Raw genomic sequence first — 14,629 nt, forward strand, 5'->3', positions numbered from 1 at the left:
GCATCCGTGACGGCAGCGATGGCCTTACGTTATCCCCTGGCGCCGGGCAGGCAAAGCCGGCGCCACGCTTACTCCTCGAGCAGGGCCTCGCGAAACAGCGCCTCGATGCGCTCCCGGGTGCGGGCATACCAGGTCTCGTCCTTGGTCACCGCGCCCTGGGCATTGAGGGGGTGGGTGGGGATATGCAGGCGCATGTCCAGGCCGCTGTCGCGGTGGGTGGTGACCTGCATGGCGGCGGAGCGTCGCGCCGGGCCATAGGGGATATGCCGGGCCAGCTCGGCCTGGCGCTCGCTGCTGGTGGCGAAGCGGATAAAGGCCCGGGCCGCCTCGGGGTTCGGGGCGCCGCGGGGGATCGCCCAGGTCTCGTGCTCCTGGAGCTGGCCGTCCCAGAGGATCTCGATGGGCAGGTCGCGTTCCACCATGGCGGCGAAGAAGCGCCCGTTGTAGCCGGAGGCCATCACCACCCGGCCCTCCTCCAGCAGGCGCACCGGGGTCTCGCCGGCCTCCCACCAGTGGATCTCCTCGAGGCCTCGCAGCCGGGCGAAGGCGAGGTCCAGGCCGCGGCGGGTACTGAGCAGGCGATAGAGCTCCTCCCGGGGCACCTGGTAGGCGAGCAGTGCCCACTCCAGGTTGGCTGCCGGGGTACGCTGCAGGGCCCGGGGGCCGGGGAAGCGCGCCTGGTCGAAGAGGTCGGCGATGCGGGTGGGGCGCCGCCCGGGGAAGGCGTCGCGGCGGTAGGCCACCACGGTGGCGAAGATCGAATGGCTGATAGAGCAGCGCCCCAGGGCGCCGGGCAGGAAGTCCTGGGCCGCCGGGGTGCCGTCCGGCGCCGGGGCGGCCAGGTCCGGGGGCAGCGGCTCCAGCAGCCCCTCCGCGCAGGCCGCCATGGCCTCGCTGCGGGTCATATCGAGCACGTCCCAGGGGACGGCGTTCTCCGCCACGGCCCGGCGCAGGGCCGTCAGGCCACCGTTATAGCGGGCCGCTTCCACCGCCACGCCGGTCGCCTCGGTAAAGGGCGCGAAGAGGGCGCGGCGCTGGGCGCGCTCGTAGGCACCGCCCCAACTGAGTACCGTCAGGGGCTCGGAAGCCTCGGAAGCCTCGGGCGCCTCGGGCGCCTCGGGCGCCTCGGGCGCCTCGGGCGCTTGTGCCCAGGCCGGTGTTGCCAGGGCCAGCAGCCCGGCCAGCAGTCCTGGGATCCATCGTCTAGCCGGCACCGTGTTCCTCCCGTCGCAGGGCGTCGCTGTGATGCAGGAAGGCCCGGGCGATGCTCGCCTCATAGGCCACCCCCAGGAAGCGTTTCTCGTCATCCACCACGGCGATGGCCTCGCCGGTGACCTGCTGCAACTGATGCATCGCCTCCCAGAGCGAGGCCTGGGGGCCCAGCACCGGGCGCGGCGCCTCGGGGCAGCCGGCCAGGGTTGGGGCCTCGCCGCCCTCGCGGTGGGCCTCCAGGTCCGCCAGGGTCACGCAACCCTGGTAGCGCCCCTGGTCATCCACCAGATAGGCCTCGCCATGGCCCGCCCGGCTCAGCCGCGAGATGGCGTGATCCAGCGGCGTTTCCGGGGCCAGGGTCACGGCGTCGCGGCTGATCAGCTCGGCCAGCCGCGCCTCCTGGAGCACGGCGCGGCCGCGGCCCGCGGAGAGGTCCAGGCCGCGGCGGGCCAGCTGGATATCGAACAGCGAGCGGCCGAACAGCTGGGCGGCCAGGGGGCTGGCCAGGGTGACGCTGGCCAGGGCGGCGGTGGTCAGGGCATAGCTGCCGGTGAGCTCGAAGACGATCAGCAGGGTGGTGAGGGGCGCGCCGATCACCGGCGCGGTGACCGCCACCATGCCGCACACCGCATAGAAGATAAAGGTCTCCTGGGCGCCGCCCAGTTCCGCCACCAGGGTGCCGGCCAGGGCGCCGAAGAGGGTGCCGATGACCAGCGCCGGGCTGAAGACGCCGCCGGCGAAGCCCAGCCCCAGGCACAGGGCGGTGGCGGCCAGCTTGAGCCCCAGCACCAGCAGCAGCTCGCCGCCGCCATAGGCGCCGGCCAGGGTGGCGAAGCGCAGGGTCTCCTGTCCCATGCCGAGGATATCCGGCACCCAGAGGGCGGTCAGGCCGAGCAGGGCCCCAGCCAGGGCCGGGCGCAGGCTGACGGGCAGCGGCAGGCGCTGGGCCAGCCGCCCCATGCCCAGGATGGCATGCATATAGGCCCCGGCCACCAGGGCGCCCAGGCCGCCCAGGACCAGGAAGAGAACGAATTCCCAGGGGCGGGGCACGGCGGGGTCGGCGATATGGAAGAGCGCCCCCTGGGCCAGCAATTGCGTGGCCAGCACATGGCCGACGATGGCCGCGGCGGCCACCGGGGCGAAGGCGCGCAGGGCATAGTGGCGCAGCACCACCTCATGGGCGAAGACGATGCCCGCCAGGGGCGCATTGAAGGCCGCGGCGATGGCCGCCGCCACCCCGCAGGCGATGGTGATATTGTCCTCCGAGCGTCCCAGACGCAGCAGCCGCGCCGCCTGGGAGCCCAGGGTGGCCCCCAGATGCACCAGGGGGCCGTACTGACCCACCGAGGCGCCGGCGCCCAGCGACACCAGGGCGCTTAGCGCCGAGAGGCCGCCGGCCCTGGCCGGCAGGCGGCCGCGGCGGGTCTGGACGGCGGCGATGGCATCGGCGGGGGTATGGGGGCGGCCGCCGGGCAGGCCGCGATGCAGCTGGCCGACGACCAGCCCGCCCAGGGTCGGCACCAGCAGGGTGGCCAGCACCACCAGGGTGGCGTCGGCGGTCATCATCCGGCCCCGGGGCGAGATCAGCAGCAGGTCGTTGAGCCACAGCACCGCATTGACGAAGCCGGCGGCGGCCAGGGCCGCCACGCCGCCGATCAGCCCCCCCAGCAGCACCAGGCCGAGGAAGCGCAGCACCGCGAGCGGTCGCCGGGTCGATAAGCCGTCTGCACTGGGCGAGTCCATGCTCAAGGTGTAGGCGCCATTGGCCCGCTGGGCAAGGCACCTCGGGCGGCCCCTGGGCCAGGGACCGCCGCCCGTTCAGGGCCGGCAGACGAAGTAGTCGTTCTGGATATCGTGCTCCAGCTGATGGACCTCGATGTCGTGGAAGCCGGCTTCCTCCAGGTAGGCCAGGGCCCGTTCGCGGCCCCACATGGTACCCAGCCCCTCGCCGCCCTGGGCCAGCGACACCGTCATGCAGTGGCTCAGCGACACCGCGTAGAGCATGGCGCCGAGTGGGTGCTCCCGGTCCAGGTGATGATGGCTGGAGGCGTGGATATCCTGCACCAGGTAGAGGCCATCCGCGGTGAGGGTGCGGTGGATGCCCGCCAGCAGTCGGCGCGGCTGGGCCTGGTCGTGGATGCCGTCGAAGGTGGTGACCAGCTCGAAGGCCTCGGGCTCGGCGGTGACGTCGAAGTCGCTGAGGTCGCGGGCCTCGAAGCGCAGGTTGGTGAGCCCGGCCCGTTCGGCCTGCTCACGTCCCCAGGCGATGGCCTCCTCTGAGAGGTCGTAGCCGACGAAGCGGCTGGCCGGGAAGCGCTCGGCCATGGCCAGCAGGGCCCGGCCGCGGCCGCAGGCGCAGTCCAGCACCCGGATGCCGGTCTCGAGGCGCTCGATCAGCCCCGGGGCCAGCGGCAGGATATGCTCGAACAGCGCCGGCAGCACCGTCTGGCCGCTGTCGCTGGCCATTACCTCCTGGAAGCGCGGATAGCGGGAGTAGGGCACGCCGCCGCCCTCGTGGAAGCAGCGCACCACCTCGTCCTCTACGCTGCCTAGCAAGGGCATAAACTGGGCATAGACGGCCAGGTTCACCTCGCCCCGGTTGGTGAGCAGGGCGGCGCGCTCGTCGGGCAGCCAGTAGGTGGCGGTGTCGGGGTCGGTCTCGATGACCTCGGCGGCCACCATGCCGCCCAGCCATTCGCGCACATAGCGCTCCTGCAGGCCGCTGCGCTCGGCCAGGGCCTGGCTGGTGAGCGGTGGCTGGCCGGCCAGCGCCTCGAGCAGGCCGGTGCGGTGGCCGATGGAGGTCAGCAGCAGCAGGCCGCCATGGTTCAGCGCCTGCACCAGGCGTGACTCGAAGTCGCTGGTCGCGGCCTGTTCGGGGGTCGTGATGGCGATATCGCACATGATCGTTGCTCCTCTTGTCGTGGTGGGATGGCAATGGGGCACGGGACCAAGATACGTCCGGGGCAAGGCCGGCACGCAGGCGTATCGCGACGCAAACGGGGGTTTTCTGCCATGACTCGGCTCGCCGAACCTTCCCGTGGGGCGGCCACCATCGCGCTATTGGCCGGGCCGGATGCGACCGCCTCGACGCTGTATGGCATGTACGACCTGTTGGGCTCGGCGGGTCGCGACTGGGAGTTCCTGACCAATGGCCGGATGGGCGAGCCGTTGCTGAGGCCGCTGATCGTGTCACGCGATGGCTGTGGCTTCCGAGCCCCCAATGGTGCCTGGATCGAACCGGATGTCACCCTGGAGGACTGTCCGCCGCCCACGGTGGTGTGCATTCCCGATCTGTTCGTCGCGCCGGATGCCAGGCTGGACGGCTATGCGGCGGAGATCGCCTGGCTGCGGGCCTGCCAGGCTCGGGGAGCGCTGCTCGCCGCCGCCTGCACCGGGGCGCTGCTGTTCGCCGAGGCGGGCCTGCTCGAGGAGCAGGACGCCACCACCCACTGGGCCTACTGCGATGCCCTGGCGCGGCGTTTCCCGCGGGTGCGGGTGCACGCCCATCGCAGCCTGGTGGTAAGTGGCGAGGGGCAGCGCTTGATCATGGCCGGCGGCGGCACCTCCTGGATCGATCTGGCCCTGTTCCTGGTGGCCCGGCTGGTGAGCGTCGACGAGGCCATGCGCCTGGCGCGGATCAACCTGATCGACTGGCACCACCAGGGGCAACAGCCCTATGCGGCCCTGACCTGCTCGCGCCAGGTGGAGGATGCCGGCATTACCCGCTGCCAGGTGTGGGTGGCCCGGCACTACGACACTCACTCGCCGGTGGCCGGCATGGTGGAGATCAGCGGCCTCACCGAACGCTCTTTCAAGCGCCGCTTCAAGGCCGCCACCGGCATGACCCCCATGGATTATGTGCACACCCTGCGCCTGGAGGAGGCCAAGCAGCTCCTCGAGAGCGGTGACGACCCCATCGACGCGGTGGCCGAGCAGGTGGGCTACGCTGACCCGAGCTTCTTCCGCCGCCTGTTCGGCCGCCGGGTGGGGCTGACGCCCAGCCAGTATCGGCGCCGCTTCCGTGCCCTCCGGCTGCGCCTGGAATAAGCCGGTCGGCGAAAAAATCCGACGCCGGTGTCGATTTGTCGGATCGTCGTGCGATCCACAAATGTCCCGTCGCAGAACGGCGGGGAGAACTTGTCACACGGAGGTACGAGATCCATGCAATATGCCGCCCTGGTCTACTATCAGCAGAGCCTGATCGACGCCATGACCGAGTTCCAATGGCACGACCTCAACCAGGAGTGCGTGGCCGGCGTGGCGCGCCTGACCCAGGAGGGGCACTTCCTGGGCGGCCAGGCGCTGCAGTCGGTGGAGACCGCCACCAGCGTACGGGTTCGCGACGGCGAGACGCTGATCTCCGACGGTCCCTTCGCCGAGACCAAGGAGCAACTGGCCGGCTTCTACCTGCTGGAGGCCCGCGACCTGGACGAGGCCCTGCGGCTGGCCCGCCGCATTCCCCCGGCCCGTTTCGGCACCATCGAGGTGCGCCCGGTGCGGCAGCTTCCTCCTCTGGATAATCAAGGAGACGACTGATGAGCTATCTGGATGGCTTCGTGGCCGCGGTGCCCACCGCCAACAAGGCGAAATATATCGAGCACGCCCGCATCGCCGCGGCGGTGTTCAAGGAACTCGGCGCCCTCAAGGTGGTGGAGTGCTGGGGCGACGACGTGCCGGAGGGCAAGGTCACCTCCTTCCCCTTGGCGGTGAAGTGCGAGGCGGACGAGAGCGTGGTCTTCGGCTGGATCACCTGGCCCTCGAAAGAGGTGCGCGACCGGGCCATGGCCCAGGCCATGGAGGACCCGCGAATGCAGCCCGACGTCAATCCCATGCCCTTCGACGGCCAGCGGCTGGTCTATGGGGGCTTCGAGGTGCTCTTCGACGAATAAGGGCAACGCCCGGCGGCAAGCCGCCTGAGCAAGGCCACCCTCTTCCTGTGGCTCGGTGGCGTTCGAGGCGGCGATGTCCTATGACTGTTCGGGGATGACCCATTGGCGAGGTGACTTATGCGGGTCAGGCGCATCGTAGCCAATACCGAGACCCCGGATATCCATCGGGCGGCGGCCTTTTATCGGGACATCCTCGGCCTCGAACTGCTCATGGACCACGGCTGGTTCCAGACCTACGGCACGGACGAAAAGATGACCGTCCAGGTCAGCTTCGGCAGCGAGGGCGGGTCGGGCACCCCCGTTCCCGACCTGTCAATCGAAGTCGATGACCTGGACGCCGCCCTGGCCAGAGTCAAGGCGGCGAACCTGCCCATCGAGTACGGGCCGGCGAGCGAACCCTGGGGCGTGCGCCGATTCTATGTGCGCGACCCCTTCGGTCGGCTGATCAATCTCTTGCAGCACGAGTGAGCGGGGCGACCCCGGCCTGGCGGGGCGGGGTGTCGCGCGTCATCGCGGCTCCCGTGGCGAAAGCCAGGGCCCCGTCATTGATCGAGAGTACGACGACGCGGAGGCAAGGCACCATGAGCAAGATCACCCCCTGCCTGTGGTTCGACGGCGAGGCCGAGGCGGCGGCCCGCTGCTACGTCTCGCTGTTTCCCGACGCACGGATCGAGCGAGTCATGCGCTCGCCGGCGGAGACTCCCGCGGGCCCCGCCGGCCAGGTGCTGAGCGTGGAGTTCAGCCTCGCCGGCACCCGCTTCGTGGGCCTCAACGGCGGCCCCCAGTTCCCCTTTACCGAGGCAGTCTCCTTCCAGATCGACTGCGCCGATCAGGACGAGGTCGACCACTATTGGTTCGCCCTCGCCGAGGGCGGCAGCGAAGGGCCGTGCGGCTGGCTCAAGGATCGCTGGGGGCTCTCCTGGCAGGTGGTGCCGCGGCGCTTGCCCGAACTGCTCGGCGACCCCGACCCGGCACGGGCCGCTCGCGCCATGCAAGCGATGCTGACCATGACCCGCCTGGATATCGCCGCCCTGGAGCGCGCCGCCGATGGCGGCGGAGGGTCATAAGTCGTGGTGTCAGACCTGGCCGACCGGCTCCTTGCCGAAGCTATGGTGAGGGGCCTCCTCGACCAGTTGGAATCCCGCCCTTTGGTAGGTCCTGCGTGTGACGACCAGCACGCTATTGGTCCACAGCACGACCCCGCGGTACCCGCTTGGCGGGCGAACCTCGGGCATTCGGCCACCAGGCGGTGTCCTATCCCCAGGCCTCGGGCGCCAGGCTCGACGTAGCGCAGGACTCGCGCTGGCCCATGGCGACGATCCGGCCATCGCCCTCTACACCAAGCTCGGCATCCGCGAGGACGTACTACACTTCGATATTCCGATCCCCCAGGACCCGATCAAATAGGGAGGAAGCAACCATGAACCCCGTCGTGCATTTCGAGATGCCGTACGACGATCGCGAGCGGATGGCGACCTTCTACGGTGCGGTATTCGGCTGGCAGACGCAGATGTTGGGCGAAGAGATGGGCAATTACGTCCTGGCCACGACCACCGACAGCGACGAGAGCGGGCGGCCGACGAGTCCCGGTGCGATCAACGGTGGCTTCTTTCCGCAGCATCCCGACTGGCCGGGACAGCATCCCTCTGTGGTGATCGCGGTGGACGATATCCAGGCCTCGATGCAGAAGGTCGAAGCAGCGGGCGGCCAGGTACTCGGCGAGCCGATGGAGATCCCCGGCGTGGGGCACTATGTCGCCTTCACCGATACCGAGGGCAACCGCGCCAGCATGCTGCAGCCTCTCCCGCGTGACGAAGCTCAGTCGGAATAGGCGAGTCGTCGATGACCGCGGATACAATGGGCGGGGTCCGAGCGGACAGGAAGAAAGAGAACATGAGGAATACCGATTCGACAGACAGCCAATCGGCGGCGGAGCGGGTCGACAGGATAATCGCCGACCTCGGCGGCTGGCACGGTGAGATATTGGGCCGGATACGTGATCTTATAAAGGAGGCAGATCCGGACGTCAGTGAAGAATGCAAATGGTCCAAACCCAGTAACCCGACGGGCGTTCCTGTCTGGTCGCACGCTGGGATCATCTGCACCGGCGAATCCTACAAGTCGAAAGTGAAGCTGACGTTTGCCAAAGGTGCTGCGCTGCCTGACCCCGGCAGGCTCTTCAATTCCAGCCTCGAAGGCAAGCAGCGGCGCGCGATTGATATCAATGAAGGGGAAGGAATCGATGCGGGGGCGTTCAAGGCGCTGATCCGTGCTGCGGTCGCTCTCAACACGTCTGGAAAAACGCCAACAAGGTAAGCTGTATGCGCAAGGGCGCAGGGAGGCATCTTCCATGCCAGGCACATATACCGTTAATAACGTAGGCGCTCCGCCATCGCGAGGAGGTCTGGCGTTGCCGTTGCCTCCGACCCAAGGTCCGATTGTTCTTCAGCAAGGCCGAGCGGGCTTGTTGTACCGGTTCATGGGCGTGCGTGAGGTGGGCGATGCCCGTACATTCTTATATCCAGGTATATGGACTGACGGAATCAGTGATTGTGTGGTTCTCACGGCCGTCGAATGGGATCCTCTGCAACGTCGCTGGACCAACTTCTGTTGGAGGCATCTCATGGGAGGGTATTACAAGCCGTGGAGGGATGATTTTCGGGCTAACATAACACAGCCAGCTAACTGCTTTGGGCTCATTGCATCACGAGATTGGATCGGTACTAGCACCTTACGAGACAAGATGGTGAAGTGGGGCATCCCGGACGCTCAGATAACGACCTACATCGCAGGACGGGATTTTAAGTTTGGGCTGAGATTCTTCGGAGGTGCCTTCGGAGAGGTGTAGATGTAGTGCCGATATGAGAAATTTGGATCTGTCGATTTTTTCTTGCAAGGACCAGGAGTGTGAGATGCCAACGATAGGATTCAGAATGCTGAGGCAAGAAAAAACACACTGGTGTTGGCTCGCTGTTACGTCAGCGATAGCAAATTTCTATACGCCGGTATCAATCTGGACTCAGCCTAAGCTCATGGAGAATTTCGTTCGGGCGCCAAAATACGCTAGAAGATTTCTCAAAATCTTCAATGATCCGGGGAATGAGGGAGTGTCTCATTCCGAGAGAAAAGGAAAGTCATTAAATTTCCCTGGGGCGGTAGAGGATGGCTTACGGATGGTTCAGTGCTTTCGTGAGCGAATACAGTGTCCGAGCGAAGGGGTAGAGTCTGACCTAAAAGATAGGGCTGCCGAACTCTTCGGTCGCATCAAGGCTGAGATTGATCAAAATCACCCTGTCGCTTGTGGTGTTAGGCCGAAAGGAAGCTCCGGAGAAGGGCACGCTGCTGTGATTGTTGGATATAATGGTGATGTTGTTATTTGGAAAGAGCCTGGAAAACCTGACCAGGAAAGGACCAGCCCATCATTTTATGATTTCATGGTGGATATGGGTGGCTTGATTACATGATTCTGACCAAGCCCCCTCGTGATAGAGCTAATGATCCAGAATTTATCTTTAGAACAGGATGAAAATGAGGGATGAGACTCTCATCCCATTGAGCAAGGTCAGGTCATTCCATTTCGGATACGAGGGGATTATGCGACTTTCACGGATGCTGGTCGCCATGGCAGTAGTCGGCCTGCCTCTTGGTGTGCAGGCGGGGGAGGCTAGCGGGCTCTATTTCTCCCACCATGACTGGGAGCTCGCCTGTGACAACACCCGGACCTGCCGGGCGGCGGGCTACCAGCGCGACGGGGACCGCCCGGCCGTGTCGGTGCTGCTGACCCGCAAGGCAGGCCCCCATGAGCCGGTGACCGGGGAGCTGAGGATCGGGAAACTGGATGGCGATGCAGCGGATATTTTGGCGTCGGAGGGCCGACTGTCGCTGCGCATCGATGGTGAACTCGTGGGACGGGTCGAGCTCGCCCTGGGGACCCTGAGCGCGGAGCTGTCCGAGAGGGAAATGGCGGCGTTACTGCCCGCCCTGAGGCGTGACAGCGTTATCGAATGGGTGGCGGGTGACTCCCGCTGGCGCCTCTCCGACTCCGGGGCCGCGGCCGTAATGCTGAAGATGGATGACTTTCAGGGGCGTGTCGGCACCCCGGGGGCCATGGTACGCCAAGGCTCGCGCCGTGAAGAGGATGTCCTGCCGCCCTTGCCGGCTCCCATTGTCATCGCGGCTCCCGTGGCGGAAGGCGGGGCAGCTGACCGTCCGCTAACGAGTGCGACACTGCAGGAGGTGCGGGAAGTGCTGCGGGCCACCCTGGAGCATGAGGATGAGTGCTTCGGCCTGGCGGCGCCTGAAGACGGCGGACGGGAACTGACGGCCAGCCGACTGTCGGACAGCCGATGGTTGGTCTCGACCTTATGCTGGCAGGCCGCCTACAACATGGGCGAGGGCTACTGGGTCATCAATGACGCGCCGCCCTATGAACCCGTCCTGGTTACCGAGTCGGGTTCCTTCTACGAAGACGGCACCATCATCGCCGCCCACAAGAGGCGAGGCATCGGGGACTGCTGGTCCCGGAACGACTGGACCTGGGATGGCGAGCAGTTTATCCATACCGTGTCATTCTTGACGGGCATGTGCCGGTTGGTCACCGCGGGGGGCGCCTGGACGTTGCCGACGTGGGTCACGGAGATCCGCCGGGCGGCGGATGGACGGCCGCGATGACCCTCCACGCACCCTTCGCGAGTCGCCGCCGCAGTGTACACTCCACTCGAGTCGTCCAGAGAAGGAAGAGACCATGACGGAACCCAGCCGACCCCGCTTCTGGCGCGATGCACGCCTGCCGCACCTGGAGCTGCGCCGGGTCGAGGACGGCCGCAAGGTCTGCTACGCGCCCCATAGCCATCGGCACTGGTCGCTGGGTGCCGTGACCGCCGGGGAGAGTACCTTCCATTACCGGGAGGCGCGCCATCATATCCAGGCCGGTCAGTTGGTGCTGATGAACCCGGAGTGGGTCCACGCCTGCAACCCCATCGACGACCGGCCCTGGGCCTATCGCATGCTCTATGTGGATACCGACTGGCTGACCGCGCTGCGCCATGGGGCGGGGCTGCTCGAGGCGCCGCGATGGCAGGATATTCCCACCGCGGTGATCACCGCCCCCGAGTGGTACGACGGTTACCTGCGCATGACCGATGCCCTGCTCGACCCGAGTCGCGACCTGCTGGACAAGCAGAGCGAGGTGGTCGACTACCTCACGGCGCTGATGCACCACCTGGCGGGGCAGCCGGCCCAGCCGCGACCGCTGCCGCCGGCCACCCTGCGTGAGCTGGCCGCCTACCTGGACGCCCACGCCGCCGAGGAGGTCTCCCTGGATACCCTGTGCGCGCGTTCCGGCTACAGCCCCGGGCACCTGATCCGCGCCTTCAAGCAGCACTTCGGACTGACGCCCCACGCCTACCTGATCAATCGCCGCGTCCAACTGGGGCAGCGGGAGCTCAAGCGCGGCACACCCATCGCCGAGGCGGCGCTGAGCGCCGGCTTCAGCGATCAGCCGCACTTCCAGCGCACCTTCAAGCGTCTGGTGGCCGCCACCCCCGATCAGTACCGCCGCTCGCGACTCGAGTCCTAGTCGGTGGCGCTTATGGGCGTCGCCGGGGCGGCCGGGCGGCATGCCGCAGCAGGCGCCGGAAGGTCGGGCACTCCAGGTGGCTCGGCGCCGTGCAGGCCGCGACATGGCGCAGGCCGTCGCGCATCCTAACCAGGTGCCGAATGCGCTTATCCAGGTCGTCGGCCTGCTCGAGGAGTCGGGCCCGGTCGATAGGCGGCCGGCCATCGGCACCGAACATCTCGGCCATCTCCTCCAGGGTGAAGCCCGCCCCCTGACCGAGGGCGATCAGGGACAGTCGCTCCAGGACACTCTCCGCGAACAGCCGCCGCAGGCCATGGCGCCCCGTCGAGCGGATCAGCCCCTTTTCCTCGTAGAAACGCAGGGTCGACGCCGGCAAACCGGAACGTTGGGCGACCTCGGCGATATCCAGCGTCTTCATGCTTGACCTCAAGTGCTCTTGAATTCGTAGAGTGACGGCTTTCGCCAACACAGGGATAGCTCGTCATTATGAACGGAATGCATGCATTCATCTGGCATGGCGCGGTGATCGGCCTCGGCGCCACGGCCGTGATGGACCTCTGGGCCCTGCTCCAGCGGCGCCTGTTCGGGGTGCCGTCACTCGATTATGCGCTGGTCGGGCGCTGGCTTGGCCACTTCCCTCGGGGGCGCTTTCGGCATGAGGCCATCATGGCGGCGCCACCGGTGGCGGGGGAGCGGGCCCTCGGTTGGACGGCGCACTACGCCATCGGCATGCTGTTCGCCGCGCTGCTGATCGGGCTCTGGGGGCCGGAGTGGGTGGCCGATCCCACGCCGGGGCCGGCGCTGTTCATCGGCGTGGGCACGGTGGTCGTCCCCTTCTTGATCATGCAACCGGCCTTCGGTGCCGGCCTGGCGGCCTCCCGCACGCCCCAGCCGAACAAGGCTCGCTTCCGGAGCCTGGTGGCGCACCTGTCTTTCGGGGTGGGGCTCTACCTGGCCGCGAAAATCAGTGCATTATGGGGCTAGTCGGCAGGGGGGATTGGTCAAATGCCAGCGTTGCTCGCCCGCCCCCTGAATCACCACCACAGAGAAGAGGATGTCCCCCGAGATGGAAGCAAGGATTCGCATCGTGCGCCTGAGCGGCGACTCGCCGCATGTCGCCACCCTGGCCGAATGGACCCACGACGCCTGGGGGCATCTGCACCCCGGCCGTAGCCTCGAGACCGCCATCGCCCTGCTGCGGGAGGAGTGCGGCCCGGCCGGGGTGCCCTCGGTGTTCGCCGCCCTGGACGGCGACACCCCGGTGGGCACGGCCTGCCTGGTGGCCGACGACATGAGCGATCGCCGCGACCTGACGCCCTGGCTGGCCTCGGTCTTCGTGCTGCCCGAGTGGCGGGGCCGGGGCATCGCCTCGCGGCTGGTTCAGCGCGTGGAAGAAGAGGCCTGCGCCCAGGGGCACGGCCACTTCTACCTCTACACCCCGGATCAGCAACCCCTCTACCGGCGCCTGGGTTGGCGTGACCAGGAAGAACGCGACTATCGCGGCGAGGCGGTGACCATTATGCGCCGCGACTTCGTCGCATCGGGGGCAGACGCCGATCAATCGATCAGCAGATAGACGCAGCTGGCGGCGAGCAGCAGCGCCAGGCTGCGGTTGATGGCGACCAGCACCCCGGGACGCTGCACATGGCGGCGCAGGAAGGCCCCGGCATAGACCCAACTGCCCAGGGAGAGCCAGCAGATGGGCAGGTAGAGGGCGGCGAAGAGCCAGAGCTGGCCCACGTCGCCGCCGGTATAGGCGCCGATGCCAGAGGCCGAGGCCAGCCAGGCCTTGGGGTTGAGCCACTGCATCAGCGCCCCCGCCATAAAGCCCGGGGCCTGTCGGCCGTCGTCTGCCGGCAGGCGGCCATCGTCGCGAAACAGCCGCAGGCTCAGGTAAAGCAGGAAGGCCACCCCCGCCCAGCGCAGGGCCGTCTCCAGCCCCGGCACCATCGCTAGTAGCGAGTAGAGCCCCAGGCCGATGGCCAGAAATAGCACGAGAAAGCCCAGGGTCGCCCCGGTGACGAAGACCAGCCCCCGGGGGATGGGGTAGCGGGTGCCGCTGCTCAGGCAGACCAGGTTGACCGGGCCAGGAGAGATGGAAGCGGCCAGGGCGAAGGCCGACATCGGCAGGATCAGGGACAGGCTCATGGGGTTCCTCCTCGAAGAGCAAGCGATGCCCCGAGTCTGGCCGCCCGTGCGTTCCCGGTATTGCACAAAATTGCCCTGGGCGAGCGCCGATGGTCGTCGGAGAAGCTCTAGACTGGAGACGGTAATCCCTCATCGAAAAGGAGATAGCCCCATGCGACTCCAGGGTTCCTGTCACTGCGGCGCGGTGCGCTTTAGCGTCGAGTCGCCGCACCCCTATCCCTACCAGCGCTGCTACTGCTCCATCTGCCGCAAGACCGCCGGGGGTGGCGGCTACGCCATCAACCTGAGCGGGCACGCCGCGACCCTCGAGGTCGAGGGCGCCGAACACAAGGGAATTTACCGGGTGGTGATCGACGGCGAGACCAGCCCCGGCGAGCGTCACTTCTGCCGTCACTGCGCCTCGGCGCTGTGGGTCTTCGATCCCCGCTGGCCGGAGCTGGTACACCCCTTCGCTTCGGCCATCGACACTGAGCTGCCGATCCCGCCCGAGCGGGTCCACCTGCTGCTGGACAGCAAGGCCAGTTGGGTGGAAGTCGAGGCCAGAGACACCGACAAGTGCTTCGCCGGCTACCCGGAGGAGAGCATCGCCGACTGGCACCGCCGCCTGGACCTGGAACGCTAAACGATAAGCGAGCCCCGGGATGCAGGAGCTATGCCTTTGAGCAAACTCGACTTTGCATCGACCAGGGGCCTCGCATAGGCTGGATGATCGAGACCCCGGAAGAGGGCCAGGGAGTGGAACATCGCGGCACGCAGGGACTACCGCATGGATGGCAGGATGTCATCGCGACATGCCCAG

18 protein-coding genes and 1 pseudogene are annotated in these 14,629 nt (G+C 67.1%); 14 read left to right on the forward strand and 5 right to left on the reverse strand.

The features are described from left to right. Positions 1-68: 68 nt before the first annotated feature. The 3 genes from ACZ5EF_RS07335 to ACZ5EF_RS07345 all read right to left on the reverse strand — a co-directional run bounded on the left by ACZ5EF_RS07335 (position 69) and on the right by ACZ5EF_RS07345 (position 4,116). Positions 69-1,214 carry an extracellular solute-binding protein gene (locus ACZ5EF_RS07335; protein ID WP_346063028.1) on the reverse strand — a complete coding sequence of 382 codons (1,146 nt, stop codon included), beginning with the start codon at positions 1,212-1,214 and terminating at the stop codon, positions 69-71. Next, complete coding sequence (locus ACZ5EF_RS07340) at positions 1,204-2,955, reverse strand: chloride channel protein (protein ID WP_346063183.1); 1,752 nt, start codon at positions 2,953-2,955, stop codon at positions 1,204-1,206. Before ACZ5EF_RS07340 ends, ACZ5EF_RS07335 begins: the two co-directional genes overlap by 11 nt. A 75-nt stretch (positions 2,956-3,030) precedes the next feature. Continuing rightward, a complete protein-coding gene (locus ACZ5EF_RS07345) occupies positions 3,031-4,116 on the reverse strand; it encodes a class I SAM-dependent methyltransferase (protein WP_346063027.1) in 1,086 nt (361 codons plus the stop codon). Between the two features lie 111 nt (positions 4,117-4,227). Here ACZ5EF_RS07345 and ACZ5EF_RS07350 point away from each other — a divergent pair, with 111 nt between their 5' ends. The 11 genes and pseudogenes from ACZ5EF_RS07350 to ACZ5EF_RS07400 all read left to right on the forward strand — a co-directional run bounded on the left by ACZ5EF_RS07350 (position 4,228) and on the right by ACZ5EF_RS07400 (position 11,682). Continuing rightward, entirely contained in the window at positions 4,228-5,262 is a 1,035-nt protein-coding gene (locus ACZ5EF_RS07350) for a GlxA family transcriptional regulator (RefSeq protein ID WP_346063026.1), read from the forward strand. A 114-nt stretch (positions 5,263-5,376) separates the two neighbouring features. Beyond that, positions 5,377-5,751 carry a YciI family protein gene (locus ACZ5EF_RS07355; RefSeq protein ID WP_346063025.1) on the forward strand — a complete coding sequence of 125 codons (375 nt, stop codon included), beginning with the start codon at positions 5,377-5,379 and terminating at the stop codon, positions 5,749-5,751. Beyond that, positions 5,751-6,104, forward strand: a complete 354-nt coding sequence (locus ACZ5EF_RS07360) for a DUF1428 domain-containing protein (RefSeq protein ID WP_346063024.1) — start codon at positions 5,751-5,753, stop codon at positions 6,102-6,104. Before ACZ5EF_RS07355 ends, ACZ5EF_RS07360 begins: the two co-directional genes overlap by 1 nt. A gap of 117 nt (positions 6,105-6,221) precedes the next feature. Further along, positions 6,222-6,572, forward strand: coding sequence for a VOC family protein (locus ACZ5EF_RS07365; RefSeq protein WP_346063023.1), 351 nt, complete (start codon positions 6,222-6,224; stop codon positions 6,570-6,572). A gap of 113 nt (positions 6,573-6,685) precedes the next feature. Further along, on the forward strand, positions 6,686-7,171 hold the full coding sequence (locus ACZ5EF_RS07370; protein WP_346063022.1) for a VOC family protein: 486 nt from the start codon (positions 6,686-6,688) through the stop codon (positions 7,169-7,171). Positions 7,172-7,412: 241 nt separating this feature from the next. After that, positions 7,413-7,511, forward strand: a pseudogene (locus ACZ5EF_RS07375) (AAC(3)-I family aminoglycoside 3-N-acetyltransferase); the annotation flags it as partial. Between the two features lie 13 nt (positions 7,512-7,524). Further along, positions 7,525-7,935: a VOC family protein gene (locus tag ACZ5EF_RS07380; RefSeq protein WP_346063021.1), complete on the forward strand. Its 411-nt coding sequence runs from the start codon at positions 7,525-7,527 to the stop codon at positions 7,933-7,935. Between the two features lie 62 nt (positions 7,936-7,997). Then, complete coding sequence (locus ACZ5EF_RS07385) at positions 7,998-8,420, forward strand: DUF1801 domain-containing protein (protein WP_346063020.1); 423 nt, start codon at positions 7,998-8,000, stop codon at positions 8,418-8,420. 617 nt (positions 8,421-9,037) lie between these two features. Continuing rightward, complete coding sequence (locus ACZ5EF_RS07390) at positions 9,038-9,568, forward strand: hypothetical protein (RefSeq protein ID WP_346063019.1); 531 nt, start codon at positions 9,038-9,040, stop codon at positions 9,566-9,568. Between the two features lie 64 nt (positions 9,569-9,632). Then, complete coding sequence (locus ACZ5EF_RS07395) at positions 9,633-10,775, forward strand: DUF1176 domain-containing protein (RefSeq protein ID WP_464123173.1); 1,143 nt, start codon at positions 9,633-9,635, stop codon at positions 10,773-10,775. 73 nt (positions 10,776-10,848) lie between these two features. Continuing rightward, entirely contained in the window at positions 10,849-11,682 is an 834-nt protein-coding gene (locus tag ACZ5EF_RS07400) for an AraC family transcriptional regulator (RefSeq protein ID WP_346063017.1), read from the forward strand. A gap of 10 nt (positions 11,683-11,692) precedes the next feature. Here ACZ5EF_RS07400 and ACZ5EF_RS07405 read toward each other — a convergent pair whose 3' ends face one another. Beyond that, positions 11,693-12,100 (reverse strand): helix-turn-helix domain-containing protein, encoded by a 408-nt coding sequence (locus ACZ5EF_RS07405; protein ID WP_346063016.1) that lies wholly within the window; start codon positions 12,098-12,100, stop codon positions 11,693-11,695. A 77-nt stretch (positions 12,101-12,177) separates the two neighbouring features. Here ACZ5EF_RS07405 and ACZ5EF_RS07410 point away from each other — a divergent pair, with 77 nt between their 5' ends. Continuing rightward, positions 12,178-12,666, forward strand: a complete 489-nt coding sequence (locus ACZ5EF_RS07410) for a DUF2938 domain-containing protein (RefSeq protein WP_346063015.1) — start codon at positions 12,178-12,180, stop codon at positions 12,664-12,666. An 82-nt stretch (positions 12,667-12,748) separates the two neighbouring features. Further along, positions 12,749-13,258: a GNAT family N-acetyltransferase gene (locus tag ACZ5EF_RS07415; RefSeq protein WP_346063014.1), complete on the forward strand. Its 510-nt coding sequence runs from the start codon at positions 12,749-12,751 to the stop codon at positions 13,256-13,258. On the opposite strand, the gene ACZ5EF_RS07420 is transcribed toward ACZ5EF_RS07415, so the two are convergent. Next, the gene (locus tag ACZ5EF_RS07420; protein WP_346063013.1) at positions 13,240-13,830 is read right to left on the reverse strand and encodes a LysE family translocator; all 591 of its coding nucleotides are present in this window, start codon (positions 13,828-13,830) and stop codon (positions 13,240-13,242) included. The genes ACZ5EF_RS07415 and ACZ5EF_RS07420 overlap by 19 nt on opposite strands. Before the next feature lie 151 nt (positions 13,831-13,981). On the opposite strand from ACZ5EF_RS07420, the gene ACZ5EF_RS07425 reads away from it, so the two are divergent. After that, positions 13,982-14,452 (forward strand): GFA family protein, encoded by a 471-nt coding sequence (locus ACZ5EF_RS07425; protein WP_346063012.1) that lies wholly within the window; start codon positions 13,982-13,984, stop codon positions 14,450-14,452. Positions 14,453-14,629: the final 177 nt, after the last annotated feature.

Source organism: Bisbaumannia salifodinae (assembly GCF_055388505.1).

What these genes read in the sequence shown, in the direction of transcription:
- ACZ5EF_RS07340 (WP_346063183.1), bottom strand. Translation starts at nt 2,955, where the DNA reads ATGGACTCGCCCAGTGCAGACGGCTTATCGACCCGGCGACCGCTCGCG.
- ACZ5EF_RS07345 (WP_346063027.1), bottom strand. Translation starts at nt 4,116, where the DNA reads ATGTGCGATATCGCCATCACGACCCCCGAACAGGCCGCGACCAGCGAC.
- ACZ5EF_RS07350 (WP_346063026.1), top strand. Translation starts at nt 4,228, where the DNA reads ATGACTCGGCTCGCCGAACCTTCCCGTGGGGCGGCCACCATCGCGCTA.
- ACZ5EF_RS07355 (WP_346063025.1), top strand. Translation starts at nt 5,377, where the DNA reads ATGCAATATGCCGCCCTGGTCTACTATCAGCAGAGCCTGATCGACGCC.
- ACZ5EF_RS07360 (WP_346063024.1), top strand. Translation starts at nt 5,751, where the DNA reads ATGAGCTATCTGGATGGCTTCGTGGCCGCGGTGCCCACCGCCAACAAG.
- ACZ5EF_RS07365 (WP_346063023.1), top strand. Translation starts at nt 6,222, where the DNA reads ATGCGGGTCAGGCGCATCGTAGCCAATACCGAGACCCCGGATATCCAT.
- ACZ5EF_RS07370 (WP_346063022.1), top strand. Translation starts at nt 6,686, where the DNA reads ATGAGCAAGATCACCCCCTGCCTGTGGTTCGACGGCGAGGCCGAGGCG.
- ACZ5EF_RS07380 (WP_346063021.1), top strand. Translation starts at nt 7,525, where the DNA reads ATGAACCCCGTCGTGCATTTCGAGATGCCGTACGACGATCGCGAGCGG.
- ACZ5EF_RS07385 (WP_346063020.1), top strand. Translation starts at nt 7,998, where the DNA reads ATGAGGAATACCGATTCGACAGACAGCCAATCGGCGGCGGAGCGGGTC.
- ACZ5EF_RS07390 (WP_346063019.1), top strand. Translation starts at nt 9,038, where the DNA reads ATGCTGAGGCAAGAAAAAACACACTGGTGTTGGCTCGCTGTTACGTCA.
- ACZ5EF_RS07395 (WP_464123173.1), top strand. Translation starts at nt 9,633, where the DNA reads ATGAGGGATGAGACTCTCATCCCATTGAGCAAGGTCAGGTCATTCCAT.
- ACZ5EF_RS07400 (WP_346063017.1), top strand. Translation starts at nt 10,849, where the DNA reads ATGACGGAACCCAGCCGACCCCGCTTCTGGCGCGATGCACGCCTGCCG.
- ACZ5EF_RS07405 (WP_346063016.1), bottom strand. Translation starts at nt 12,100, where the DNA reads ATGAAGACGCTGGATATCGCCGAGGTCGCCCAACGTTCCGGTTTGCCG.
- ACZ5EF_RS07410 (WP_346063015.1), top strand. Translation starts at nt 12,178, where the DNA reads ATGCATGCATTCATCTGGCATGGCGCGGTGATCGGCCTCGGCGCCACG.
- ACZ5EF_RS07415 (WP_346063014.1), top strand. Translation starts at nt 12,749, where the DNA reads ATGGAAGCAAGGATTCGCATCGTGCGCCTGAGCGGCGACTCGCCGCAT.
- ACZ5EF_RS07420 (WP_346063013.1), bottom strand. Translation starts at nt 13,830, where the DNA reads ATGAGCCTGTCCCTGATCCTGCCGATGTCGGCCTTCGCCCTGGCCGCT.
- ACZ5EF_RS07425 (WP_346063012.1), top strand. Translation starts at nt 13,982, where the DNA reads ATGCGACTCCAGGGTTCCTGTCACTGCGGCGCGGTGCGCTTTAGCGTC.